Origin of the sequence: Trinickia symbiotica (assembly GCF_002934455.1) — a bacterium.
Taxonomy (GTDB): domain Bacteria; phylum Pseudomonadota; class Gammaproteobacteria; order Burkholderiales; family Burkholderiaceae; genus Trinickia; species Trinickia symbiotica.
This window is the reverse complement of sequence record NZ_PTIR01000022.1, coordinates 18,949-43,661: the sequence shown is the minus strand read 5'-3', so window position 1 is coordinate 43,661 and position 24,713 is coordinate 18,949. Positions and strand designations below refer to the sequence as shown.

Annotated in this window: 16 protein-coding genes and 1 riboswitch; of the genes, 6 read left to right on the top strand and 10 right to left on the bottom strand. The window is 63.9% G+C overall.

What is annotated here, in order from left to right; all coding sequences use genetic code 11:
- Positions 1-18 precede the first annotated feature (18 nt).
- From B0G57_RS25300 to B0G57_RS25280, 5 genes are all read right to left on the bottom strand, one after another.
- The gene (locus B0G57_RS25300) at positions 19-2,859 is read right to left on the bottom strand and encodes a cellulose synthase subunit BcsC-related outer membrane protein (RefSeq protein WP_020566227.1); all 2,841 of its coding nucleotides are present in this window, start codon (positions 2,857-2,859) and stop codon (positions 19-21) included.
- A gap of 52 nt (positions 2,860-2,911) precedes the next feature.
- The gene (locus tag B0G57_RS25295; protein ID WP_018441049.1) at positions 2,912-5,251 is read right to left on the bottom strand and encodes a cellulose biosynthesis cyclic di-GMP-binding regulatory protein BcsB; all 2,340 of its coding nucleotides are present in this window, start codon (positions 5,249-5,251) and stop codon (positions 2,912-2,914) included.
- Positions 5,248-7,509, bottom strand: a complete 2,262-nt coding sequence (gene bcsA / locus B0G57_RS25290) for a UDP-forming cellulose synthase catalytic subunit (RefSeq protein WP_020566228.1) — start codon at positions 7,507-7,509, stop codon at positions 5,248-5,250. Before bcsA ends, B0G57_RS25295 begins: the two co-directional genes overlap by 4 nt.
- A 460-nt stretch (positions 7,510-7,969) precedes the next feature.
- On the bottom strand, positions 7,970-8,689 hold the full coding sequence (locus tag B0G57_RS25285) for a CbtA family protein (protein WP_018441051.1): 720 nt from the start codon (positions 8,687-8,689) through the stop codon (positions 7,970-7,972).
- 13 nt (positions 8,690-8,702) lie between these two features.
- Entirely contained in the window at positions 8,703-8,912 is a 210-nt protein-coding gene (locus B0G57_RS25280; RefSeq protein WP_018441052.1) for a CbtB domain-containing protein, read from the bottom strand.
- A 60-nt stretch (positions 8,913-8,972) separates the two neighbouring features.
- Positions 8,973-9,035: riboswitch (cobalamin riboswitch) on the bottom strand.
- A 98-nt stretch (positions 9,036-9,133) separates the two neighbouring features.
- Between B0G57_RS25280 and B0G57_RS25275 the strand changes: the two genes are divergently transcribed.
- A complete protein-coding gene (locus B0G57_RS25275) occupies positions 9,134-9,715 on the top strand; it encodes a histidine phosphatase family protein (RefSeq protein ID WP_018441053.1) in 582 nt (193 codons plus the stop codon).
- A gap of 45 nt (positions 9,716-9,760) precedes the next feature.
- Here the strand turns inward: B0G57_RS25275 and B0G57_RS25270 are convergent, their stop codons facing one another.
- Both B0G57_RS25270 and B0G57_RS25265 read right to left on the bottom strand, forming a co-directional pair.
- A complete protein-coding gene (locus B0G57_RS25270; RefSeq protein ID WP_026229741.1) occupies positions 9,761-11,230 on the bottom strand; it encodes a sensor domain-containing diguanylate cyclase in 1,470 nt (489 codons plus the stop codon).
- 224 nt (positions 11,231-11,454) lie between these two features.
- Positions 11,455-12,219 carry an IclR family transcriptional regulator gene (locus B0G57_RS25265; protein ID WP_018441055.1) on the bottom strand — a complete coding sequence of 255 codons (765 nt, stop codon included), beginning with the start codon at positions 12,217-12,219 and terminating at the stop codon, positions 11,455-11,457.
- Between the two features lie 209 nt (positions 12,220-12,428).
- Between B0G57_RS25265 and sauS the strand changes: the two genes are divergently transcribed.
- The 3 genes from sauS (at position 12,429) to B0G57_RS25250 (ending at position 16,968) form a co-directional block, all read left to right on the top strand.
- Positions 12,429-13,874 (top strand): acylating sulfoacetaldehyde dehydrogenase, encoded by a 1,446-nt coding sequence (gene sauS, locus B0G57_RS25260; RefSeq protein WP_026229742.1) that lies wholly within the window; start codon positions 12,429-12,431, stop codon positions 13,872-13,874.
- Positions 13,871-15,505, top strand: a complete 1,635-nt coding sequence (locus tag B0G57_RS25255; RefSeq protein WP_018441057.1) for an AMP-binding protein — start codon at positions 13,871-13,873, stop codon at positions 15,503-15,505. Before sauS ends, B0G57_RS25255 begins: the two co-directional genes overlap by 4 nt.
- A gap of 80 nt (positions 15,506-15,585) precedes the next feature.
- Entirely contained in the window at positions 15,586-16,968 is a 1,383-nt protein-coding gene (locus tag B0G57_RS25250) for an MFS transporter (RefSeq protein WP_018441058.1), read from the top strand.
- A 53-nt stretch (positions 16,969-17,021) separates the two neighbouring features.
- Here the strand turns inward: B0G57_RS25250 and B0G57_RS25245 are convergent, their stop codons facing one another.
- Positions 17,022-18,659, bottom strand: coding sequence for a GMC family oxidoreductase (locus B0G57_RS25245; RefSeq protein WP_018441059.1), 1,638 nt, complete (start codon positions 18,657-18,659; stop codon positions 17,022-17,024).
- A gap of 325 nt (positions 18,660-18,984) precedes the next feature.
- Between B0G57_RS25245 and B0G57_RS25240 the strand changes: the two genes are divergently transcribed.
- Together B0G57_RS25240 and B0G57_RS25235 are read left to right on the top strand one after the other, a co-directional pair.
- Positions 18,985-19,971 (top strand): AAA family ATPase, encoded by a 987-nt coding sequence (locus tag B0G57_RS25240; protein WP_035468736.1) that lies wholly within the window; start codon positions 18,985-18,987, stop codon positions 19,969-19,971.
- Entirely contained in the window at positions 19,968-21,707 is a 1,740-nt protein-coding gene (locus B0G57_RS25235) for a cobaltochelatase CobT-related protein (RefSeq protein ID WP_018441061.1), read from the top strand. Before B0G57_RS25240 ends, B0G57_RS25235 begins: the two co-directional genes overlap by 4 nt.
- 42 nt (positions 21,708-21,749) lie before the next feature.
- Here the strand turns inward: B0G57_RS25235 and pta are convergent, their stop codons facing one another.
- Together pta and xsc are read right to left on the bottom strand one after the other, a co-directional pair.
- A complete protein-coding gene (pta, locus tag B0G57_RS25230; protein ID WP_018441062.1) occupies positions 21,750-22,793 on the bottom strand; it encodes a phosphate acetyltransferase in 1,044 nt (347 codons plus the stop codon).
- A 102-nt stretch (positions 22,794-22,895) separates the two neighbouring features.
- A complete protein-coding gene (gene xsc / locus B0G57_RS25225) occupies positions 22,896-24,713 on the bottom strand; it encodes a sulfoacetaldehyde acetyltransferase (protein WP_026229744.1) in 1,818 nt (605 codons plus the stop codon).

Genomic DNA, 24,713 nt, shown 5'->3' with positions numbered 1-24,713 from the left:
GGGTAACGGCGTCCTGGGTTAATGGTTGTCGTCGAGCTGCATGTAGAAATCGCGCGTGTTGCGCGGCAGGTCGCGGCTGAAGACGGCGGCCCGCGGTGCGAGGAAGTAGCGCACGAACGCGAGCGCCGCGAACTGCTTGTCGCGACCCGGTGTTACGTTCACATCCGCAAGCACGCCCGCCTGCAATAGCGGTGAGAGTTTGACCACGGCCGACACTTGCGCGTGGGTGTAGATGCCGTGGTCGTGGCTGCCGGCGCAGCTGAGGGTGGCAGCGCGCGCCTGGTTCTCAGCCGCCGAGTGGTCGGGATCGGAGATTCCCGCAATTTCATCCGCGAGCGAACTGGGCAGACCGAGCGGGAAACACCGCTCCGTATGCTGAACGGTATTGTTCCAGCCGGCTTCGAGGTTCCCTTGCCATTGCCACCTTCGTCCCTCGTTCGATAGCCATTGGAGTGCCAGGCCGGTGCTGATCGACGACTGCGGGCTGTAGTACCCCCCTTGGCCCCAGCTATAGAAGTTCTCGTTGCGTCGGTACGAGAGGTAATGCACCGCAGGTCCCGTGCTGAAATAGTCGAAACCGGGTACGCGAAAATCGTAGCCGCTCGACAGATCGGCCGACACGCCGTTATTACCCACGACATTCATTCCAGTGAGCCACTGTGCTTCCGCCGCGGCGCTGATCGTCCAGCGCGGCGCGAACTGCCAGCGGAACTTTGTGCCGCCCGCCGCACGGCGTACAGCGCCCCATCTGTCTGTCCCGTCAGCGTCCGGCAGCGTCAGCGGCATGCCGCGCCACGACAACAGCGAGTCCCGTACCGGCGTGACGCCCATATAAGCCGACCACATGCCCCACGCCGTCTCCTGGCCAATGCTCGCCAGCGTATTGGGCTGGAAACCGGAGGGCCCGCCCTGAGTGGCGCCGAGCGATAGACGCCAGCCGAATTGCGGTAGTGTGCCGATGCGCAACGTGTCCGATACCATTCCCTGCAGTTCTTCGGCGCGCGCGCTGCCGCCGAGCAAAGGCATGCGCATGGCACGTTTCCAATCGGCCAGCTCACTCACGGACAGCCGGTCGGAACCGAAGAGATCGGGCAATCCCGGCACGGTCTGATCCAGCGAAGTCGTTCCCGCACTCAGGAACAGCTGCCGGTACCGCAGCTCGTATTGCGCGCCGTTGCGGATCCACTCACTGCGGAGCTCAGGCGCGATCGTATCGAGCCGCCCCTGTCCCGATGTGCCGACGTGATCGGCCCACGTGATGCCACCCGCGACCGATGCCGCATCGATGCCAGTCAGGTCGGCCGGCACGTAACGCGTGATCCGTTGCTCATCCGCAGGGCCGGCGAGCGCGTCACGCAACGCGGCCTGCGACGCGACAAACTGCTTGCTGTAATAGAGCTGCTGTGCATCGAGCGCATCGAGGTACGCAGCGACGCGACCCTCGCCGTCCGCTTTCGCCGCCGGACCCATGTTGGCTGAGCCGGCAGGCGCGTCGTCCCAATCACGCGGCACCTTGCGTTCTTTCATTGCATGCAAGGCAAGCGCGAGCCCTTCGGCCATATCGTCGTCGTGATCCTGCTCGTACCTCGTGCGGAACGCCGCGGCGGCCTGCGCATACTTGCCCATCGCATAGAGGGCCCAGCCATGCAGCGCGGCGCTCTGCGCAGCGGGCAGTCCTTCGCTCGTTGCCCGATCGAGCCACTGCAGGCTCTCGCGGTAGTGGTGCTGCCCATACGCGGCATTCGCTTGTGCAAGCGCGAGTTGCGCACGCGCCCTGTGTGCGCGCGGTTCGGCGCGCAGTGCCGGCTGCTCGAGCAACGCCTGTGCTGAGTCGTAAGCGCGCACTTCGATACGCGTTTGCGCGAGCCCGAGCGTCGCGTCGACATCGTCGGGCGTGTACACGAGGGCTCTCGTAAGCCAGTCATCCGCTTCAGCAACACGATGCTGTCCAAGCGCGATCCAGCCGGCGAGCGTCGCAGCGGGTCCATCGCGATACGCGCGAATGGACGGTGCCAGCGCCGCTAGTTGCTGTGCCGAGCCGGCGCTGTCCGGCGCTTCGGCGCCGAGCTTCGCGACCGCGCGCTGATAGCGCAGGCGCCGGAAGGCCGCTTCGTTATCGCCGTCGCGCTGGCCCTGCGCCGCTTCGAGTTCGATCAGCGCGTCCGCCTGCGCGGCCGGCAGCGTCTGCTCGGCGCGGTACAGCGTCGCGATCCGGTTGGCGTCCGGCTTGCAGTTCGGAATAACCGTACGGTACAGCGGGGCGATCTCGTCGGCGTGACCGGTGCGCGCGAACAGGTCAGCTGCCTTCCAGACTCGGTCGATATGAGCGCAACCGAACTCATCCGGTGCCCGCGCGATCATCAAACGCAGCGCACCCGGTTCGCCGCCGTTCAGCGCCGCCGCGATATCGGCTTCCTGCTGCAGTCGCGCGCGCTCTCCGACGAGCGAGCGCGACGGTTTCCACGACGGGACATCCCGCGCGAGCGCTGCCACTCTGCGGTCGAATTCGGCCAGCCGCTTCTCGTGCAGCAGTCGCCAGAGCGGACGCTCGTCGGCGCTCGGCGCGGCAGGAGCGTTGGTACCGCCGGCGGTTACCGCGGACGCAGCCTCGTTGCCGGCGGTCGCGCGAGTAGCAGACGCGGGCGCGGATGCCGGAGCCGGCAGCAAGTTCCGCTGCTCCGTCTGCACGATGCTCGCCGGCGCGGCCGCGTTGGCGGCGCGTTCCAGGCTGCGCTGCGGCTGCTGTGTCGCCTGGGTCGTTGCCGTGCTGCTCGCGCTGGCGCCTGCGGGCGCCGCACCATGTCGCTCGATGCCGACCAGATTGTCCTGTGCGCCCCAGGCCCACTGCGATAGCGCCAAGCATCCCCAGACTGCGTACTGCCCCGTGCGACGCGCAACACGCGATTTGCGCCTATTGCGCCGCATCACGGTGACGGTTCCGGTGATGGCGTTGCAGCAACAGCGCTGTCGAGGCGGCGAACACGGCGAGCAGCAGCACGAGCGCGGCATAGCCGAGCCATGGGTGGCGCGACAGCGTGAAGCCGAGCCAGTCCCACGCGCCGAGCGTGCCCGTTTCGTAGGTACTTCCAATCTGCGCGGTCCACAGGCTGGGCTGGTCGAACGTCAGCAGCGCGATGTCGCCGTCCAGATTGTTCCAGTAGCTGGGCTCGACGAGCCGCGTCACGCCCTGCAGCAGCTCGGCCGCGCTCGCGGCCGTCAGCACGGTGAGGGCGGCGCCAGGCTTGCCGCGATACTGCATGACGAGCAGTTGCTGCGACAGCGGCGTCGTACCGTGCAACGTGACGTCGGCCGGCGCTGCGGTCTGCGCGGACGCGTTGACGAAGCCTCCCCAGTGGCGCGAGAGCCAGTTGCCGGCACGCTCGTTGAGCGGCATCTCGGTGGTGGCTGGGGCCGCGGCCGCAATGCGCACGCTGCGCCCCGGCGTCCACGGTGCATTCGCGAGTTGGGCCGCAGGCAACGCACCAGCCGCGCCGACGAGGACGGTATTCCGTCCGGGCAGCGGCTCGCCGAAGGTGATTTGTGCTGCGGTGAGCGGCGTCATTTGCCGTTGTGCGAGCTTGCCGACGAGCGCCCACGCGGCGGCGATGCTGCTGTCGTCGCGCGAAGCGATCTGCACGGCGAGCTCTGAGCCGTCCGCACGGGCGGTGTACGGAAAGCCGCTGTCGGCGAAGCGCTTGAGGTCGGGCAGCGTCGTGAAGTGCGACGCGGGCGGCAGCGTCAGCGTCGAGTCGTCGAACACCGTCAACGCGAGGTTGTCCGTCTGTCGCAGTGCGCACCGGTCGGTGATGAGCGGCACCAAGTCGGGCCGCAGCGACAGCGTGTTCGGCCCCGAGCGGAAGCTGCGCAGCGGGATGGCCACGCGGTAGTGCCGCATCACGGCGCCGCGCGGCTGGTCGAGGGCGATCACCTGTTCGAAACGCCCATTCAGAAAGAGGTTGAGCACCGAGTCTTCGCGCATCTTCGCGCCTTCGGTGAAGTTGAAGTCGAGCACCACCTGCGCATCTTCGGGCGCGTAGATGTCGGCCGGCAACACGACGTCGATGTCTGCGCGCTCGCTCCGGCGCAGCGTGCGGCTCCTGAAGCCGAGCTCGCGTAATGTGTGCGGCTGCGTTCCTGACACGACCCGCCCGGCCGACCACGGCGGCAATGCGGCTTCGTCGAGCGACTCGATGGTGAGCTCGCTACGCTGGGGCAGTGGCAGTCCGGGGTGCGCAAACGCGCGCGCGGCACGGTTGACCTCTTCGTCGTTGCGACCGCTTGCGATCAGCATGAACCGGCGCGGATCGTCCGGCCGCGGGTAGACGCCGAGAAAGGCGCCATCGATATGCGCCGTGGTCTGCGCGTCGAGATAGCCGCGCAACGCGTCGCGCGTGCCGACCAGCAGCAGATCGGAGCCAGCGAGCGGCGCGAGCGCGAGCCCCGGCACAACGCCGCCGCCCATGCCGGGCTTCGCCTCGAACACGCGCGGTGCGCCGGCCAGATAGCGCAGCCGGAGTGCGACGCCCTGCGCGAGCAGGCCGCCGGTGGCGAGCTGAAGATCACTTTGGGGCTTCGTGGCCGTGACGATTGCGATTGAACGCGGCGACGCCTGCCGCGGATCGATCAGGTCGCCGAGGTCGGCCAGCTTCGGCGCGAGCGGCCTCAATTCCGCCTGCATCCGCAGGGTCGACGCGGTCGTGTCGATCTCGGTCCAAAGCTCGGGCGCATCCGGGTCCTCGCAGTTTTCGGTCGAATGCTGGGCGACTGCGAAGGTCAGCGCGTTGTAGCCGGCGCGCAGCAACTCGGTCGGGATGCGGATGTCGGCAGTCGTCTCCGGCTGCCGCGACGACAGTTGCAGCTGCGCAATGGTCCTGTCGTTCACGCGCACAGCGAGTTGCGAGCGGTCGGTGAGTAGCGACACCGAATTGGACAAGACGAGGTGCAGCGCGGCTTCCCGCAGCGTTTCTCGGGCCGACAGCGGCACGCTGATCGAACCCGACGCTGCTGTGCCCGCGAGCCGCAACGGGCCGGACAGATTGCCGAGTGTCGCTAGCGAAACGTTAATGGCCGCTGCAATGGGTGTGTTGGTTGGGGGTTTCGCTTCCGGCGTCGCGGCGGCGGGGCGGGCCTGCGCGGGTGCGGCCGCGATGCGCTCGGCACGTTCGGTGGCTAGCGCCGCGCCGGCCGATAGCAGCGCGAGCGTACAGCACATCGTGCGGAACGCGGCGCGGGAAATCAGCGAAACACTCATGAGTCTGCCTGTCTGATGAAGCGGAGCGAACGGGTGAGGCCGAATGCGAGGCGCGACGCCAGCGCGGCGTACCGGAGCATGCCGCCAAAGAAAACGCGGTAGTGGCCGAATGCGTGCACCGTGCCGAGGCTCACGATGATGCCGAGGCTGCGGAGGATGCCGACGCGGCGGTTGCGGCTTTCCCGGAACGCGCGCCAGCGGCCGCTGTCGCCGAACACGAGGGCGACCTGCTCCGACATCCCGGCCACGCTGGTGTCCGCGAACTGCGCGCCGACCGTGAGCGAGCCATCCGTGGCGGCGAATGTGTTGCGCACCATGAGCGAGATGCGACTCACGCGGCCGACCGCCGGGTTGAATAATTCCAGCGTCGCGGTGCCGTTGCGCGGCACGCGCGTTTCTTCGGCTGCGGGGATGACCAGCTTGAGGCCGCCCGCCGATAGATCGACCACGCGGCAGGCGAGGGGCGGTGCGGCCTCGGTCTCGCAAGCTTTATCAGCGGACGCGGGCGGCACATGCAGCATCGCGTCGAGACTGGCCGGCACGCGCGGCACGGCTCGCCGTTGCTTGCGCTCGTACAGCACGCCGAGGCACGCATTCAGCAGGATCAGGTTCAGGCCGCTCCAGCCGAGCGCGGCGATGATTACGTCGCGGTGAGGCGCGCCGTGCAGCAGCTTCCAGATGCCGAAGGCGGTGCCAATCAGCACGAAAGCGTAGACGATATAGAACGGCCCGGCCAGCGCTGAAATGGTGTCTTCGTCGATCCGCTCGCCTTTGGGCGTCACGTTGAAGCCGGGCGCGCGGGGATGCCGCATCACGGAGACAATCGCGCGCAGGGAGAATATCGACTGCAGCAGCTCATACACTTCGGAGATCAGTGTCCAGCGGTAGCGGCCGAACAGGAAGTCGGACGTGAGGATTGCCGCGATCATCTGCGGCAGGCCGTACGCGAAAAATTGCGGAATCGTTGCGTTATAGAACTGCAGCCCGAACACCAGGTACATGATGGGCGCAAAGACGAACACGAGACGCGCGTAACAGAAGAACCAGAAAAATGCGTTCGAGAAGTAGCATAACCGCTGTGGGAGCGAGAGTCCCGCCAGCCGCAGCGGATTGCGCAACAGGAAAAGCTGGATCATTCCCTGCGCCCAGCGCACGCGCTGCACAATGAAGCTCGCAAACGTCTCGGGCTGCAGGCCGGAGACCAGCGCCTCGCTCACGTAAGCGCTGTGGTAGCCGAGCGCATGCAACGTGAGTGCCGTCTCCGCATCTTCAGTGATCGACGTGCCCGAGATCCCGCCGATCTCCTCGAGGCACCGGCGTCTGAGCACTGCCGCCGACCCGCAGAAAAACGACGCGTTCCAGAAGTCGAGCCCGCGCTGTACGACCGAATAGAACATCTCGTTCTCGGGCGGCATCTTGCCGAACATGCCGAGGTTCTTTTCGAGCGGGTCGGGATTGATGAAGAAGTGCGGCGTCTGCACCAGATACAGCTTCTCATCGCGCTGAAAATAGCCGACGGTCTTTTCCAGGAAGTCGGCGGTGGGCACGTGGTCCGCGTCGAAAATCGCGATCAGGTCGCCGTCGGTGCACGTGAGCGCGGCATTGATGTTGCCGGCCTTCGCGTGCTCGTTGCGCTCGCGCGCGAGGTAAATGCCGCCGTGGCGCTCGACCATCGCCCGCATCGCGTCGGCCCGCGCTCGCGCCTCCGCCGCCTTCGCCGCGTCCGGCTGCGTGAGTTTTTGCTGCGTGCCGCCGTCGTCCAGCAAATAGACGTTCAGCAGCTCGCACGGATAGCGCATATCGAGCGCCGCGCGTAGCGTGACTTCGAGCAACTCGGGCGGCTCGTTGTAAGTCGGAACGAAGACGTCGACGCGCGGCAGCGCGCCCGGCATGCGGATCAGCGGCGCGGCTGTGCGCTGCAGCGGGCGGCTATTGACGAAGAGGCCGAGCAGGGCCACCACGATGCCATACAGCTCGGCGCCGTACAGCAGCAGCATGAAGAGGAAGTCGGGCAGGCCGTTGTAGCCGAGCGTCGACGTGGTGCGCCAGTACAGGTAGCGGAAGGTCAGGAAACCCGAGCACAGCAGGAAGAAGAGGCGGCTGCGCTCGAGGCTGGATGTGTGACGCAGCACGATCATCCCGCCAAGCACGGAAAAGGAAAGGCAGAACTGCGCAGTGAGGTCGAGCTTGACGGCGACGAGCACGAGGATGGCTAGAAGCGAGCTTCCCCACGCCGCGGCGGCCGCCCAGGCAGGCACGCGCGGGCACTGAGTCTGTGCGTGCGCGGGGGCGGCGTGTCTGGAGGCCTCCCCTTCGTTTTGTTCACGGGGGCCCCACCACCTCCCAACAGCCGCCCTGAACGTCTTTTCCATGACTGGTATCGACAACCCTTGCTTTGCTTCGCCAGACAACAAAACAAAGAATATTCGGGGATTCCAAGTGGCAATCGTCCAAGCTCAAGCCATTTGCTCCGCCATTTTGCTGATTCGTCGCACTTCCATTTGCCGAAATTCAATGGTTGCGACCGCGGATATCGTCAGGCGAATAGAAGTATAGGTGCGTGATTCGATCTGGCAAATAATTTTCGGTCAGAGCAGGAAGGCGCTGACGTGACGACTAGCCGCGAGGCGCGCGCTCGCAAAGTACAGGTCCGGCAAGCGCCTGCCGCCGGACCTCATCGACAATCGGGCCGCATTCGTGGCCCGATAGAGACGTGCTTCAGACACTCACCTCGGCGCGTTCGCCGTGTTCGACCCACGCGCCAAACAGCAGGCCGATCGTCGCCCACATGATCACCTGCATGCCGATCGCGGCAGCGCGGAACTTCCACAGCACCACAGCCGGAAAGGCAGCAGGCACCTCGTTAATCGATGGCAGCCCTAGCTGCACCGCGGCGATGATCGCGACGAATAAGAGTCCCGCAATGATTGACGCGTTCCATTGGCCGAGCTTCGCCAGTAGAACGCGGCGCACGTTGATCGAGAACACCATCGTCGCGATCGAGATTGCGATCATCAGGAAGAAGAGGCCGGTGCGATAGCTAATGGTGCCGGGGTCGCCGACCGACGGCGGGTTGGCCGGATACTTGACGTTGGGCACGATCACAAGCGTGATGAATGCCGCCAGCGCGAGCCACGCGGCAAGCGGCCGAGCCGGCAGGCGGCCCGCTCGCCCGTATGCATAGGCGAACGTCAGCGCGAACAGCCCACCGAATGCCGCACCGTAGGTAACGACGCCCGTAAGCAGTCCGAGGCCGGCCTGCGTGTGGCGGCTCACCAGTTCAGGTTCCGGCGCCTCGCCTTTGGCGGCGTCCAGTTTTTCTTCGAAGGAGATCGCTTGATCAACTTGCGGTTCGCCGACCAGCTTCGCGAAACCGAACGTGAGCAGGCCTGCGGCGATGCCTGCGAGCATCCCGCGTACGAGCAGCTTTCCGACCATCGTGATCTCCGCGTCAGTGGCAGGGGAAGCCGAGGAGGTGCCGGCCGTCATGCACGAATTCGTGAACATACATGCCGGGAACGATCGACGTCGCGCCTTCTTCAGCGCCGACAAAGTAGATCGCCAGTAGCAGGATCAGACCGACGAACACCACCCAAGGCAGAAGCTCGCGCATGGGGATCGGGGCCGGCACTATGGCGGGCTTCAGGACTGCTTCATTCATGATTTAACCTCCGGGGATCGCGCCCGATAAATGGTTGTGGGGGAGATGATGGCGGGTCTGGCTTCCGGGATCGGAGATCGCCGGTTACAGTGGCGCGGCCGCGCCGGTTTTGCACCGGCTTCCGCACATCGTGTCGGGGCGATTGTACGCGCGATTACTCGAGTGTTGAAAACTGATCGTATGCGCTGTTTCAGCTTTTGCCAGAAAAGCCACATGGAGGCATGAAGGTGCACCGTTCGCTTTACCTCATCGCACACGCCGCTACCCACGCGATGCGCGTCGGCCAATTCCCAGGCGACGATCCGTTGGACGCGCACGGACTTGCTCGGACCGCCGCCGTTTGCAACCAGTGGCCGCAGACGTCGTTAGTGCTGTCCAGTCCAGTGCGCTGCGCGCAGCAAACAGCCGCTGCCTTAGCATCGGAAGTTCGCATCGATTATGCGTTACGCGATGTCGACTACGGCGACTGGCGCGGAAAGCCACTTGCGGAGCTAGCCCGAGAGATGCCTGCGGCGCTCAATGCCTGGATAACCGATCCATCCGCATCGCCGCACGGTGGTGAATCGCACGAGGACGTCTTGCGTCGGGTCGGCTTTTGGCTCGACCAGCTTCCGCTCCCGGACGACCTTGTTGCAATTACCCACAGCGCGATCATTCGCGCTGCGATTGTGCATGCACTTGGCGCGGGCCCAAAGGCGATGTCGAGGATCGAAATTGCCCCGCTGTCGGTGGCGGAACTCAGACCGGCGCCTGGGGGCTGGAAGTGGATGGCTCGGTCCTACGAGTACCGGGACACGGCATAGTGCTGCTGCGTCCCGGATGCGGCTTTAGTAACGGTCGCAGCGCGGTTATGCGGGGAGGGCAGTGAATAGCGCGACCTTGTTCCGCCCGGTCGCTTTCGCGCGGTATAGGGCTTGATCCGCTGCATGAATGACTGCCGTTACGTCTCCGTCTTCATCCGGCGTCCATGCGGCCGCACCGATGCTGGCTGTGACGCGACCATATTCGCTACCCGTATGTTCGATGCCCAGGTCGCTAATCGCCGTCCGGATTTTCTCCGCTATCGGCGCGGCTCTTTCGGGCGTGGTATCCGGCAACACGATCACGAACTCTTCACCGCCATAGCGGGCGGCGCTATCCGCCGGTTGGCGGATATTCTCGCTGATGCACTTCGCGATAGCGGTGAGCGCATCATCGCCGGCTTGATGCCCGTAGGTGTCGTTATAGGCCTTGAACTGGTCCACGTCGACGAACAGCAACGAAAACACGCTCCGCGTACGACGAGCCCGACGCCATTCGTGTTCGAGTATTTCGCCAAGGGTGCGGCGGTTGTTCAGGCCGGTTAATCCGTCCGTCCTCGCAAGCATCGCTAATTCGGACTCTGCACGCATCCGGCGTTGAAGCTGCGCACCGAGCGCGAAGGAAAGACCGATGAATGCGACTGCAAACGCGGCAATCAGTGACCCGATCGTTATCGCACGACGACGCCAAGCCGCATAGATGTCCGCATGAGCGTCGGCCACCATGATGATGAGCGGCAGATGCGGGAAATTTTTGAAGTAGTAGAGCCGCTGCACGCCATCGATCGTCGAAATGTCCGAAAAGCTGCCTTCCGGTTCGGAGACGAAATGTCGGAAAGTGCTGGCATTTCGGATATTGCGCCCGATGACGTGCACATCGTAGGGCTGTCGCATAATCATCGCGCCGTTTCGCCCTATTAGCGCGACCGATCCATGCGGACCAAGCGACAATCCCGCAAAGAGGTGATGAAAGTAGTCCAGTTGAATCGCGACCATCACCACACCGGCGAACGAGCCATCGGGGCGGGAAATTCGACGACTCAGCGCGATGCTTGGCGAACCGCCACGCAGCCGGGAGTAGTAAGGGTCGCTAACGTACACGCCCACGTTCGGGTTGTCGCGATGCACCGTGAAGTACATCCGGTCCGCGAAATTCGCCTTGCGTGGGACGTCGCTTCCCGAATCGATGATCACATCGCCTGCGGCATCGAGCACCAGTACCGAGCCAAGATAGGTAGCCGTTGCGGCGCGATCGAACAGCACTTCCCGGCGCAGCCGTGGCGACGACTGCATGACTTCGGGATCGTTGATACCGTCTACGACCGCATCGAGGGATAGGGCGTACAGTTCGAAATTTCTCTCGATGTCTCGTTCGGCGATGATGGCAAGGTTGCGCGACGTGTCCCGGGCTCTCGCCATCGCGTCCAGTCGGCTCTGATACAGCGAGACAGCGCAGATGGCGACCATGAAGCAAGCCGTTATCACGCCCGCAGCCACGATGGCATGAGGCGCTGTCAGGCCGCGATAAAAATGCTGGTCTTCAAGCCAGCGAAGCAGTTGTTTACCGTTCCTCAACGTCTTCCATCCCCGGGGAGTCACCGGACGAAGCGGCGTGGGACGCACGCGTTAAGCCAGTCCTTAAAAAGGACGCGCGGAAATTTTGACCGTTTCCAGGAATATAGTCTAATCGATCGCGCTTTGCTTCCCATTCACATGCCGATCAGCCGGTGGGCTGCCCTCGATCATGTGAGGAAAGTCTTGGCGGTTTCATCGGCCGTGCGCCGGAGATCCGGCTCGAACGCGAGGAGATCGTCCAACGTGACTCGTCCCACCGGTGCCTGCACCGCGATGGCTGCGCAGGCCCGATGGCGGTCGAGCATCACCGGCACCGCAATCGCAATCAGGCCCTGCAGGTGCTCCTGGTTGTTGATCGCGAGCCGGCGTCGCCGTGTCACGGCCAACTCTTTTCGAAGCGCGTCGCGGTCGGTGATGGTTCGTTCCGAATAGGCCCGCAGCGGGAGCGTATCGATCATCCGCTCTCGCCGGTCTTTCGGCAGGAAGCTGATCAATAGCTTGCCGCTGGCCGAGCAATGGAGCGGCACGTGCGATCCCGGCTGCAGATGCATGCGCAGCGGCCATTCCGTCTCTACGCGGTCCACATACACGACGTCGTTCCCCGACAACATCGTCAAGTTGCAGGTTTCTCCTACTTTCGCGACCAACTGCTCGAGCAGTACGTGACGCGCCGCGGCCGGGCCCGCGTGCATCAGTACGTTGACGGCGAGCATGCGCACCCGCGGCGAGCATTCATAACGCTTGTCGCTGGCACCGCGCGTGACGAGCCACGCGTCGGTCAGTTGAGTGAGGATGCGATGGACGGTTTGCTTGGGCAACCCGAGGGTATCGACGAGGTCCGTCATGGAGAGCGGGCCGCCTGCCGCCGCCAATGTTTCGAGCACGCGAAACGCGCGCACTGCTGCCGCGTTCGATTGGTTGGATGTCGACATCGTCTCCCCTCTTCATCCTAGTGATGCCGCCGCTAGCTGCATTGTGTATCGCAATTCGCGGTTTTCGGGACCCCGGGGAAGTCCCGAAATTTGCACTTTTCGGTGCGAGGCTCAGCGCCGTCGACAAATACTCGGGAAACGGGACTCGAAGCGGACCGACGACGAATAGATTGGCAATACCGCCAATTTATTCCATCGGAGTGCCGAGTATGAATGTGAGGGCTACAGTAGCCGAAACCGCTAAGGCGCCAGCGGACGAGGCAGTGGGGCAGCGTGTCGCCGCGCTAGTTGCGCGCGCACGCGAGGCGCAGCGCGCGTTCGAGTTCGCGGGCCAGGTTGCGCTCGATACGGCAGCGGCCGCCGCCGCATGGGCGATTATGGAGCCCTCCCGCAATCGCCAGCTTGCTGAATTGTCAGTGCGCGATACGGGTCTTGGCAACGTCGACGACAAGTTCCGCAAGAACTGGCGCAAGACGCTTGGGCTGCTGCGCGATCTGAAGGGGCAGAAAACCTGTGGCGTCATTGCCAGCGATCCCGCGAAGGGCATCATCGAGATCGCGCGCGCCGTCGGCGTCGTCGCCGCGGTGACGCCGTCCACGAATCCGGCCGCCACGCCCGCGAACAAGATCATCAACGCGCTCAAGTGCGGCAATGCGGTCATCGTCGCCCCTTCGCCGAAGGGCCATTCCTCATGCGAGTTGCTGATCAGCTTTATTCACGCCGAGTTCGCGAAGGCCGGACTCGATCCGGCGCTCGTGCAGTGCTTGCCTGCACCCATCAGCAAGGCTGCAACGGGCGCGCTGATGCAGCAGGCCGACCTCGTCGTCGCGACCGGCTCGCAATCGAACGTGCGCATGGCCTATGCGAGCGGCACGCCCGCCTTCGGCGTGGGCGCCGGCAACGTCGCGTCGATCGTCGAACGGTCAGCGGATTTGCACGACGCTGCGCAAAAGATTGCGTTATCCAAGGCGTTCGACAATGCAACGAGCTGTTCGTCCGAAAATAGCGTCGTCATCGAGGACGCCGTGTATGACGAGATGCTGTCGCAGTTGCGCAGCTGCGGAGGCGCGTTGCTTGATCCGGCCCAAAAGGTGCAGCTGCAAGCTGTGATGTGGAGCGGCGGCAAACTGTCCGAGCACTGCACCGCAAAATCGGCAGCGCAAATTGCGCAAGCGGCCGGTCTCGAAGAAGTCGCAGGGCAGGGCCCGCGATTCCTCATGGTGGAAGAGACCGGCTTCGGGGCCGACTACCCGTTCTCGGGCGAAAAGCTGTCCCCTGTGCTGACGGTCTATCGCGCCCGTGACTTCGCCGACGCTGCAGACGTGATTCGCCGTATCTACGCGTACATGGGGGCGGGCCATTCGGTCGGGCTGCATACCGCACGTACGGACTTCGCAGTCGAATTGGGCGAGCGGCTCCCCGTTGCGCGGGTGATCGTCAATCAGGCGCATTGTCTCGCGACGGGCGGCAACTTCGATAACGGCTTGCCATTCTCTTTGTCGATGGGCTGCGGCACCTGGGGCCGCAACAATTTCTCGGGAAACCTCGATTTCCATCATTACCTGAACGTGACGCGCGTCGCGTATCCGATAGCCGAGGAAATGCCGGAAGTCGATGCGTTGCTTGGTGACTATTTCGGGAGGGTTGGTCGATGAGCGCGGCGACGACAGTCCGTGCGTTGATCGACGCACGTGCGATCCAATATCCGAACAAACCGTTTTTGCTGGCTGCACCGGACGAAGGCGACGACGGGCGGGCAGGTGGCGCACCCGCCGATACGGCCATGACCTTCGCGGCGCTACGCGAGCGCTGTCAAACGCTCGAGGCGCGGTTTCGCCTCGCTGGCTTGCGGCCGGGCGATGTAGTCACGGTATTCATGGGCAACGGCGTTCAAACCGCCACGCTTTTGCTTGGCGCGATGTACAGCGGGCTCATCGCACATCCGTTGAATCTGTTGTGTCAGCCGTCTCAACTGCGCTATATCGTCGAGCATTCGGACACGCGCATGATCTTTTTTTGTGGCGAAACGTCCGACGCGATCACCGCCGTGTGCGCCGAGTTGCGCGCGCAGGGCATGACACGCGAGATCGCGCTCGTCCATACGGCCCCCGATGCCGTCGACTTACCTGCTCTGCCGACTCTGGAAGTGGCGCGTTCCGCGGTGCCCGAGACGACGCGCGTCGGTACAGGCGACGATGAGTCAGCGATGTGGCGCGACGCTGCCGCTCCGACGGACGTCGCACTGCTGATGTATACCTCCGGCACCACCGGCGCGCCGAAGGGCGTGCTGCTGAGCCACCACAACCTGGTGGCCAACGCACGGAACATCAGCGCCGAGCATCGGTTAGGCCCCGACGATCGCGTGCTCGCGTCGCTGCCGCTTTATCACATCAACGGCCTGGTCGTGACGATCCTCGCGCCTTTGTACCACGCAGGCTCGGCCGTGCTGACGCCGCGCTTTTCCGCGCGCACGTTCTGGCGGGAGGCGGCGCGTTTGGGATGCACATGGATCAACGTGGTTCCGACAATCGTCGCCTACTTGCTCAACGGAGACGAGCCGCGCGGCCTCGACCTGTCGGCGCTCAAGTTCTGCCGCAGCGCATCGGCGGCACTCCCGGCTGACCATCACCGCGCGTTCGAGGCCCGTTTTGGCATCGGCATTATCGAGACGATGGGGATGACGGAGACGGCCGCGCCGATATTCAGCAATCCTTATGAACCGGCTCGCCGACGCATCGGCAGCGTCGGCCTTCCTTCAGGCGCCGAGGCAAAGGTAATCGATCGCGAAGGCCGCGAGTGCGCAGCGAACGAACCCGGCGAAATCGTCTTACGTGGCGAGCAGGTGACCCGCGGCTACTACAAGCGGCCGGAAGAAACCGCCAAGGCGTTCACGGCTGATGGGTGGCTGCGCACAGGAGATCTCGGCTATCGCGATGCTGACGGTTACTTCTATATCAACGGCCGTTCGAAGGAGCTCATCATCAAGGGCGGCGAGAACATCGCGCCGCGCGAAATCGACGAGGCGTTGCTGCGCCATCCAGGTGTACTCGACGCCGCAGCCGTCGGCGTGCCCGATTCCGCCTATGGGCAAGAGATCGTCGCGTTTGTCGTGCTGCGCGAAGCGGACGGGGCGAATGCGCCCGATGCCGACCAGCTGCGGGCCCACTGTCTGGGTGAGCTGGGCCGATATAAGACGCCCAAGGAATTCCGCTTCGTGAGCGAATTGCCGCGCGGTCCATCGGGCAAGGTGCAGCGGCTCAAATTGCTGGCGCCGGCGCCCGATTGAGGCGTGCCGGTCTGGCCGCAATCGCGCGGCCCGTCATCGACATCGCCATCACCTAGAAAGAGACAGTGGGAGACAACAGCATGCAACACCGCGTACAACGTGTGAAGACGCGTCACATCATCTTGGCTGTGATGTGTCTCATGTATTTCATTTCTTATATCGACCGAGTGAACATCGCGGTCGCCGGCCCGTTGATTCGTCATGAGATGGGGCTCACGACCGTTCAACTCGGCCTCGTTTTTTCCGCATTCGCGTATCCGTATGCAGTGATGCAGATCATCGGCGGCTGGCTATCGGATAAGTTCGGGCCGAAGCTCGTGTTGACCTGCCTTTCTCTCATCTGGGGCGCGGCCACACTCGCAACGGGTTTCGCAGGCAGCGTCGCGATGCTGGTTGCGCTCCGTTTTACGCTGGGTATCGGCGAGGGCGGCGCATTTCCCACCGCTACGCGCGCGTTCACCTACTGGATGCCTGTTGGCGAGCGCGGCTTCGCCCAGGGCATTACGCATAGCTTCGCACGTCTTGGCGGCGCAGTGACGCCGCCGCTGGTGTTGGCCGTCGTTGTGGCCGGGGGATGGCGCGATGCCTTCATTCTGCTCGGCATTGCAAGCCTTGCATGGACGGTGCTCTATCTGTTGGTATTTACGAATTCCCCTGAGCAGAATCGTCGCATCACGCCTGAGGAAACCGCCGAGATCGGCTATCGGACGGGGGATTGCGAGCGCGCCAGGAAAACGGCAACCCCGTGGCGCAAGCTGATCCACCGCATGTGGCTTGTCACCTTTGTCGACTTCTGTTACGGCTGGCTGCTTTGGGTTTATCTGACTTGGTTGCCGTCTTATCTGAAGGACTCGCGTGGGTTCGACCTCAAGCAACTCGCGCTTTTCACGGCATTGCCGTTGCTCGCCGGCGTCATCGGCGACACGCTCGGCGGCGTGGTGTCCGATCGAATCTTCAAGATCACAGGACGGTTGCGTTTGGCACGCTGTGCCGTGCTCGTCGTCGGCATGGGCGGCTCACTCGCATTCCTGTTGCCGATGACTTCCGTGTCGAGCCCGATCGAGGCGGTATGGCTGCTGACGGCTTCGTTCTTCTTCCTTGAGATCACGAACCCGGTCTTGTGGACGTTGCCGCTCGACATCGCCGGGAAATATGCCGGTACAGCGGGTGGCATGATGAATACGGGCTTCGGCGTGGCGGGGATGATCTCGCCAGTCGCGTTCGGTTATCTGATCGAGCGTACCGGCAGCTATAACGTGCCGTTCATGGTATCGGCCGGCCTGCTCGCGCTCGGTATCGTCGCCGCCCTCTTCATCAACACCGCTCGCACTGTGGAGGCCGACGAGGAGCGCGAGCGGCGCGAGGGCGGTGCGCGGGGCAGTGCGCTTGCGTTTCTCGATGCGATGCCTGGGGTGCGGATGGAACGGCATACGCTGCGCCGGCCGCTCCGTTGGCGGCGGTGATGTGGCGCGGGCCCGTTTCGCGTGATCCGGGCCGCGTCGATAGCCCCAGCGGTTCAGGTTCGCGTTTCCGCGGGCTCCACTATGGATGCCGCTCGTTGTCTGTGGTCGTCCAGGATCATGTCCGAAGCTTTCTCGGCAATCATGATCACCGGCGCATTCGTATTGCCCGACACCAGCTCCGGCATGATCGACGCGTCGACCACGCGCAACCGGGAGACCCCGTGTACGCGAAGCCGATCGTCGACGACTGCCAGCGGATCGCGGCCCATCTTGCAGGTCCCCGCCGGATGATAGATCGACTGGCTGAATCGCCGGGCCGCCTTGAGCAGTTCCGCATCGCTCTGATACTCCGGGCCGGGCGTGAACTCCGAGACGATCTGCGGCGCGAGCGAAGGTGCGGCCGCGATGCGGCGCGCAACCTTGATCGCCCCGATCACGATCGGATGATCGCGTTGGTCGGACAAATAATTGGCATGGATAAGGGGATACCGCAGCGGGTCGGCCGCGCAGATCTCGACGTGACCGCGGCTGAAGGGACGCAACTGACAAACCGATGAGGTGAACGCCGAGAACGGATGCGCGCCTTCGCCGGGCTTGTCGGCACTGAGCGGCTGCATATGGAACTGGATGTCGGGGCGATCCACGCCGGGGCTCGAACGCGTGAAGATCACAACTTGGCTCGCGGCCAACGTGAGCGGGCCGGTGCGCCACAGCGCGTATTGCATGGCGATCCAAGCCTTGCGCAGTGGATGATTGACCTCGTCGTTGAGCGTGCGTTCGCGCGTGCGAAACACCAGCCTCACTTGCAAATGATCCTGCAGATTTTGTCCGACGCCCGGCAGCTCGACCCGCACCGGCACTCCCACGCGTTGCAAGAGCTTCGCGGGGCCAATGCCCGAGAGCTGCAGAATCTGCGGCGAGCCGATCGCGCCGGCGGCAACGATGACCTCGGCTCGCACGTGCACACTCTTGCGCTCGCCGTTATGCAGATATTCGACGCCGATGGCCGTCGCGCCTCTAAAAAGGATCCGGCATACCTGCGCACGCGTATGGACCTGCAAGTTCGGGCGTGCGCGGGCTGGCTTCAAAAATCCCTTCGCGGTGCTCCAGCGAAAGCCGTTGTGAGCCGTCTGCTGAAAACAGGCGACGCCTTCTTGACGGGCGCCGTTGTAGTCGGGATTGAAGGGAATCCCGATCTCCTGCGCGGCAGCGATGAAGCGATCGGCGATCGGGCGGCGCAACCGCAGGTCGGACACCTTGAGCGGCCCGCCAACACCGTGATAGGCGTCCGCACCGCGCTCCTGGTCTTCCGATTTCTTGAAGTATGGCAGGACGTCGGCATAACCCCAGCCGCGATTGCCGAGTTCGGCCCATCGATCGTAATCCTCGCGTTGGCCGCGCACATAAAGCAGACCGTTGAGCGAGCTCGACCCGCCGAGCACTTTGCCGCGGGGCCAATCGATTCGACGTCCGGCGACGTTTTCGTCGGGTTCAGTCCGATAGCACCAATCGAGTTCGGGATCGTGCATGGTTTTGAAGTAGCCCACGGGCACGTGAATCCAGGGATTGGTGTCCGGGCCCCCCGCCTCGAGCAGAAGCACCGCATTGCGCGGATCGGCACTCAAACGATTGGCCAATACGCATCCGGCCGATCCTGCGCCGACGATCACATAGTCGACTTCCAGATCCATGAACAGCCTCTCTTTTCGTTCCAGCGCAAGCCGCGCAGCACCGGCGCGGTTTGCTTGCTGATGCAATGTCGGGCAAGACATGTGCGGGCGCAAGCCCGAGCGCCGCGGACAGGAGGAACTGAAACGGAATCCGTCGATTCCGGATCAAAACGAGTGAAGGACAGCGGCGGTGGAAATCCCTCGAATTCGGGTTGCTGTACCAGTCGAAATGGGCTCACTGGTGCTACCGGCGGCCCACCGCAGGCCGATAAAATTCTCACCGTATATCCGATGGCAATTCGATGATGCGTGGGGTCGAGAGGAGAGCGGTGTGACGACGGATTTCATGAAGGAGATGCCCGATCGCATGGTGTCCGTGCGTGAGCATTTCGGCATCGACTCGAACCTGAAGGTGCCGGCGTTCGCGGAACGTGACGATCACGTGCCCGACATCGATCCCGCGTATCGCTTCAATGAGGAAGTCACGCTCGCGATCCTCGCCGGCTTCACACGCAACCGGCGCGTGATGGTCCAGGGCCTGCACGGCACCGGCAAATCGACGCACATCGAGCAGGTTGCCGCGCGCTTGAACTGGCCGTGCGTTCGCGTGAATCTCGACGGGCACATCAGCCGGCTCGATCTCGTCGGCAAGGATGCCATCGTCGTACGTGACGACCGGCAAGTGACCGAATTCCAGGAAGGCATCGTACCCTGGGCTCTGCAGCGACCCGTTGCCCTGATCTTCGACGAATACGATGCGGGGCGGCCCGATGTGATGTTCGTCATCCAGCGAATCTTGGAACGCGATGGGAGCTTCACGTTGCTCGATCAGAACCGTGTGATTCGTCCCCATCGGTATTTCCGATTGTTCGCGACGACGAATACCGTGGGCCTCGGCAATCTCAACGGCCTTTACCACGGCACGCAAATGCTCAATCACGCGCAGATGGATCGCTGGAACGTGGTGGCGACGCTCAATTACTTGCCGCCCGAGGAAGAGGCGGGCATCGTGCTGGCGCGCGTCCCTGAAATGGCCGATGAAGCGGGCCGTGCGCTCGTCGAATCGATGGTCGGCATGGCCGCGCTGACGCGCAAGGGTTTCGCCACGGGCGACCTCTCCACGCTGATGTCGCCGCGCACCGTCATCAATTGGGCCGAGAACTGCCAGATCTTTCGCGATCCGGCGCTCGCGTTTCGCCTAACGTTCTTGAATAAGTGCGATGAATCCGAGCGGTCGATCGTCGCCGAGTACTACCAGCGTTGCTTCGGCGTCGAGCTTTGCGGTTCGGAGATGGACGGCGAGCCAGGTGGCGACCTGCCGCCGCGCTCATGATGTCGACGATCCCGTCGCCCGAAGCGGTATGCGCCGCACTACGCGTCGAAACGCTGTGCGCAGCGGCCGTGCGCGCATTGACGGGGGAGGCCGCGCTGCACTACCGCGGCGGCCGGCTATGCCGGCAGTCGCTTCCGCTCCCGCTTTATGCGCCGCATCTGCGCGGCAACGCCTACGAGGAGAATCTGGCCGCACTGCGCGGTGCGGCCGATGGCGCCGCGGTAAGGCTGCTCCATTCGGATCCGGCGATGCATCGATCCATGGCGCCCGCTCATCGCGTTGCGCGTTTGTTGTTCGAGCTATTCGAGCAGGTGCGTTGCGAAGCATTGTCGTTGCCCGGCATGCCGGGCCTCGCGCGCAACGTTCGGGACCGGTTCGAAGGATGGTTGAGAGCGTACAACCGCAGTGGGCTCGCCGACGATCATCTCGGCATCCTCGTTTATACCGTCGTACAAGTCGTATGGTCGCGCGTGACCGGCTGGCCCGTGCTCGAAGACACCGAACATCTGATCGAGGCGACACGGGCTGCCATTGTGCCGACAATCGGCACTCACTTGGCCGATTTGCGCCGGCATCGATTCGATCAACGCGCCTATGCAACGCATGCATGCCAGTTGGCGCAACAGGTGGCGTCGATGCTCGATGAGGCGCGCGACGCATTGGCTTCGGACTCTGAAGACAAAGCCCGCGATGCCGACGACGCGTTGACGTCGTTTTCGCTCTGGGCCGATTTCGAGTTCGATTCCGAGGAATCGAGCGAGGCCGCGCCGGGTGGGGCGACGACGAGTCAACGCGGCGTGCCCGGCACATCGCCCGGTTATGTCGCTTACACGACGCAATACGATCGTGAGGTTCGCGCGGGGACGCTCGTGCGCCCGGTGTTGCTCCGCGAGTACCGCGAGAGGCTCGATGAGCGCATCGCAGCATCCCGGATCAATATCGCCCGCGTCGCACGTGTACTGCAGGCAGCGCTTGCGGTGCCCGAGCGGGACGGCTGGTCATTCGGCGAAGAAGAAGGGCGCATCGACGGAAGACGTCTCGCGCAGCTCATCAGTTCGCCCGGCGAGCGGCGGCTGTTTACACGGGATCGGATGAGGCCGCGCGGCGATTGCGTGGTGGGCTTCTTGACGGATTGTTCGGCGTCGGTGAAGGCGCATATCGCACCGGTTGCGATGCTCATCGACGTCCTCGTGCGCGCCTGTGAACAGGCCGGCGTGGCCACGGAGGTGCTCGGCTATACCACGGGCGCTTGGAATGGTGGGCGCGCACGGCTGGATTGGCTTGCGCGCGGACGGCCACCGCACCCGGGGCGTTTGAACGAAGTTTGCCATATGGTGTTCAAGCGAGCTGAAGATACCTGGCGGCGTGCGCGCGCTGATCTCGCTGCCTTCTTCAAAGCCGATCTCTTTCGTGAAGGCGCGGACGGCGAGGCTGTCGAGTGGGCCTGCACCCGGCTCGCCGCGCATGCGTGCGCGCGGCGCATCCTCGTGGTGATATCCGACGGCAGCCCCATGGATGCGGCTACCGCGCAGACCAACGGCGCAGCGTACCTCGATAATCACCTACGGGATGTGCTTGCGCGGCGCGAGACGCTGCGCGACGTGGAAATCATCGGGCTAGGGCTTGGGCGCGACCCGAGCCTTTTCTACCGGTATTGCGCGGCGCTCGATCCGGCGGCTCGACTCGATATGACAGAGGTGGCAAGGTTGGCCCAATGGATCGGGGCGCGCCGTTAGCGGAGGTTGACGCGCCGTTGCCCTAGCTCATCGGTCAAGAAGTTAAGCGGCGTGCGGCGCGCTCGACTGATGTCCGGCGCGATCGTGTGCGGCTTGTGCCTGAACCGCGGTAGCCGCGATCACATAGTAGATGTCCTCGGCGCTGCAGCCGCGCGAAAGATCGTTGGCAGGGAAGTGCAACCCCTGGAGCAAAGGGCCGATCGCTTTCGCGCCTCCGATGCGCTCAGCGAGCTTGTAGCCGATATTGCCGGCGTCCAGGTTCGGGAAAACCAGGACGTTGGCGTGGCCGCCCACCTGCGAATGCTCGATCTTGCGTTCCGCAATCTCGGCGACCAGCGCCGCGTCGAGCTGGACGTCGCCATCGATGGCGAGACCGGGCCGCAACGCCTTCACTCGCTGCGTTGCCTCGATGACCTTGTCGACGTGCGCATGATGCGCGCTGCCGCTCGTCGAGAAGGAGAGCATCGCAACGCGCGGTTCTTCCATCAAAAGTGCGCGCGCGCTGTCGGCGGCCGCCATTGCGATCTCGGCCAGCTGGGCCGCGTCCGGATCGACGACGAGCGCGCAATCGGAGAAGACGAGCCCGCCCTTATAGCGGTGAAACGGCTCGCACAGCATCATCAGAAAGAAGCTCGACACGAGCTTGAACGACGGATCGAGACCGATCAACTGAATCGCCGAGCGTACGACGTCGGCGGTGGTGTGGACGGCGCCGGCAACCGAGCCGTCCGCATAGCCGAGCCGCACCATCAAGTCCGCGAACACGAGCGGCTTGAGCACTTCGCTTTGCGCGAGCTCGTTCGTCATGCCTTTGCTGCGACGAAGTGCGACCAGTTCGTCGGCAAACGCGGCTCGCCACTCCGATCCAGCCGGATCGACGATCACCAGGTTGTCGTCGAGCGCCAGCGCCGCGCGCTCCGCTGCCGCGCGGACCGCGAGCGGGTTGCCGACCAGCGCGATGCGCGCGATGCCCTCCCGGCTCGCACGAACGGCGGCGGTGAGCACACGTGGATCTTCGGCTTCGCAGAGCACGATGCGCATCGGCGACATGCGTGCGGCTTCGATGATGCGGTTAAGGGCTTTCATCGTAAATCTAGCCTCGGTTTTAAACCCCGGCCTTTGAGCCGGTGTCATGCCAAACCGGCCCGCAGGCCGGTTGTGAATCGCTGCTTCGGGATCGAAAAATCCTCAGACGTAGTCCTTGTACTTCTCGAGCAGGCGCACCGGCTTGGACAACGCATCGCGGCGGAACGGGTCGCCGAGTTCTCGGGTGCACATGATTTCGACGATCGTCGTCTTGCCTTCGTTCATCTGCAGATCGATCGCTCGCTTCAGCGCCGGCCCTACGTCCTCGAGCTGGTCGACCACGATGCCTTCCGCGCCCATCGCACGCGCAATTGCGGCGAAGCTTTGATTGTCGAGTTCGCCCGCAACGAAGCGGCGGTTGTAGAAGTCGACTTGATTCTTCTTTTCCGCGCCCCATTGGCGATTGTGGAACACGACGGCGGTGACGGGAATTTGGTGACGCACGCACGTCATCGTTTCCATGAGGCTCATCCCCCATGCGCCGTCGCCCGCGTACGATACGGCCGGGCGGTGCGGTGCCGCCACTTTGGCGCCGATGATGGTCGGGAACGCATAGCCGCAATTGCCCCAGCTCATGGCCGCAAAGAAGCTGCGCGGCTTGTTGAAGCGCAGGTAGCTGTTCGCGACCGAGTTGATGTTGCCAATATCGGTCGACACCATCACGTCTTCAGGCATCGCTTTTTCGAGTTCGCGCAAAACTTGCCGCGGATGGAGGTATTGGCCGCCGTTGAAGGTGCGCTCACGTTTGCTCTCCTCGATCACGTCGAGGCTGTAGCTGTCGAGCTCGTGCGTCCATCCGTCCAGTTCCTTCTCCCACGCCGCCTTTTCACCGGCGATCTGGTCCGCGCGCTCGTTGCGCGTGGCGTCACAAGCCAGCTCGCGATCGGCCAGTCGTTGCGTGAGCGCGACCGCCGCGGCCTTTGCATCGCCGCAGATGCCCACCGAAATCTTCTTCACGAGGCCCAGCATTTTATGGTCAGCGTCGATCTGGATGATCTTCGCGTCCTTCGGCCAGTAATCCATCCCGTGCTGGGGCAGCGTGCCGAACGGTCCGAGGCGCGAGCCGAGCGCAATGACGACGTCCGCGCGCGAAAGCAGCTTCATCGCTGCCTTCGAGCCTTGATAACCGAGCGGGCCGCACCATAACGGATGGTTCGCCGGGAAAGAATCGTTGTGCAGATAGCTGTTGACGACGGGCGCTCCCAAACGTTCGGCCAGCGCCTTGCATTCTTCAACGGCGTCGGCCATCACGACACCGCCGCCGGAAATGATCACCGGGAATTTCGCCTGCGCGATGAGCTCGGCCGCCTCGTTCAGGCTTTGCTCACCCCCGGGGCCGCGGTCGAGCTTGCGCGGCCGCGGGATTTCGACCTTGATTTTGCCGTAGAAGTAGTCGCGCGGGATGTTGAGCTGCGTCGGGCCCATCTCGGCCTGCGCGCGGTCAAAACAGCGCGCGGTGAATTCGGCCATTCGTGCAGGATGCGTGACGTGCCCCTGATACTTCGTGAATTCCTGGAACATCGGCAACTGGTTCGCCTCTTGGAACCCGCCCAGGCCGATGCCCATCGTGCCGGCCTCCGGCGTCACGATCACGACCGGGCTGTGGGCCCAGTACGCGGCCGCGATCGCGGTCACACAGTTGCTGATGCCGGGGCCGTTCTGGCCGATCACGACACCATGGCGGCCCGATACGCGCGCATAGCCGTCCGCCATGTGGCCGGCGCCCTGTTCATGGACCACCGGGATCAGGCGAATGCCTGCCGGCGCGAAGATGTCCATCGCGTCCATGAACGCCGAGCCCATGATGCCGAACATGTCGGTCACGCCGTTCGCGGCGAGCGTCTCGACGAAGGCTTCGGATGGCGTCATGTCTTGGGGGCCGCTAGCCTGGGCTTGGGGGGAAGTGGATTGGTCGCTCAT

Bases quoted from the DNA above. Each gene is read 5' to 3' on its own strand.
- B0G57_RS25295 (WP_018441049.1), bottom strand. From the start codon at position 5,251: ATGAGTGTTTCGCTGATTTCCCGCGCCGCGTTCCGCACGATGTGCTGT.
- B0G57_RS25285 (WP_018441051.1), bottom strand. From the start codon at position 8,689: ATGGTCGGAAAGCTGCTCGTACGCGGGATGCTCGCAGGCATCGCCGCA.
- B0G57_RS25280 (WP_018441052.1), bottom strand. From the start codon at position 8,912: ATGAATGAAGCAGTCCTGAAGCCCGCCATAGTGCCGGCCCCGATCCCC.
- B0G57_RS25275 (WP_018441053.1), top strand. From the start codon at position 9,134: ATGAAGGTGCACCGTTCGCTTTACCTCATCGCACACGCCGCTACCCAC.
- B0G57_RS25265 (WP_018441055.1), bottom strand. From the start codon at position 12,219: ATGTCGACATCCAACCAATCGAACGCGGCAGCAGTGCGCGCGTTTCGC.
- sauS (WP_026229742.1), top strand. From the start codon at position 12,429: ATGAATGTGAGGGCTACAGTAGCCGAAACCGCTAAGGCGCCAGCGGAC.
- B0G57_RS25255 (WP_018441057.1), top strand. From the start codon at position 13,871: ATGAGCGCGGCGACGACAGTCCGTGCGTTGATCGACGCACGTGCGATC.
- B0G57_RS25250 (WP_018441058.1), top strand. From the start codon at position 15,586: ATGCAACACCGCGTACAACGTGTGAAGACGCGTCACATCATCTTGGCT.
- B0G57_RS25245 (WP_018441059.1), bottom strand. From the start codon at position 18,659: ATGGATCTGGAAGTCGACTATGTGATCGTCGGCGCAGGATCGGCCGGA.
- B0G57_RS25240 (WP_035468736.1), top strand. From the start codon at position 18,985: ATGAAGGAGATGCCCGATCGCATGGTGTCCGTGCGTGAGCATTTCGGC.
- B0G57_RS25235 (WP_018441061.1), top strand. From the start codon at position 19,968: ATGATGTCGACGATCCCGTCGCCCGAAGCGGTATGCGCCGCACTACGC.
- pta (WP_018441062.1), bottom strand. From the start codon at position 22,793: ATGAAAGCCCTTAACCGCATCATCGAAGCCGCACGCATGTCGCCGATG.
- xsc (WP_026229744.1), bottom strand. From the start codon at position 24,713: ATGAGCGACCAATCCACTTCCCCCCAAGCCCAGGCTAGCGGCCCCCAA.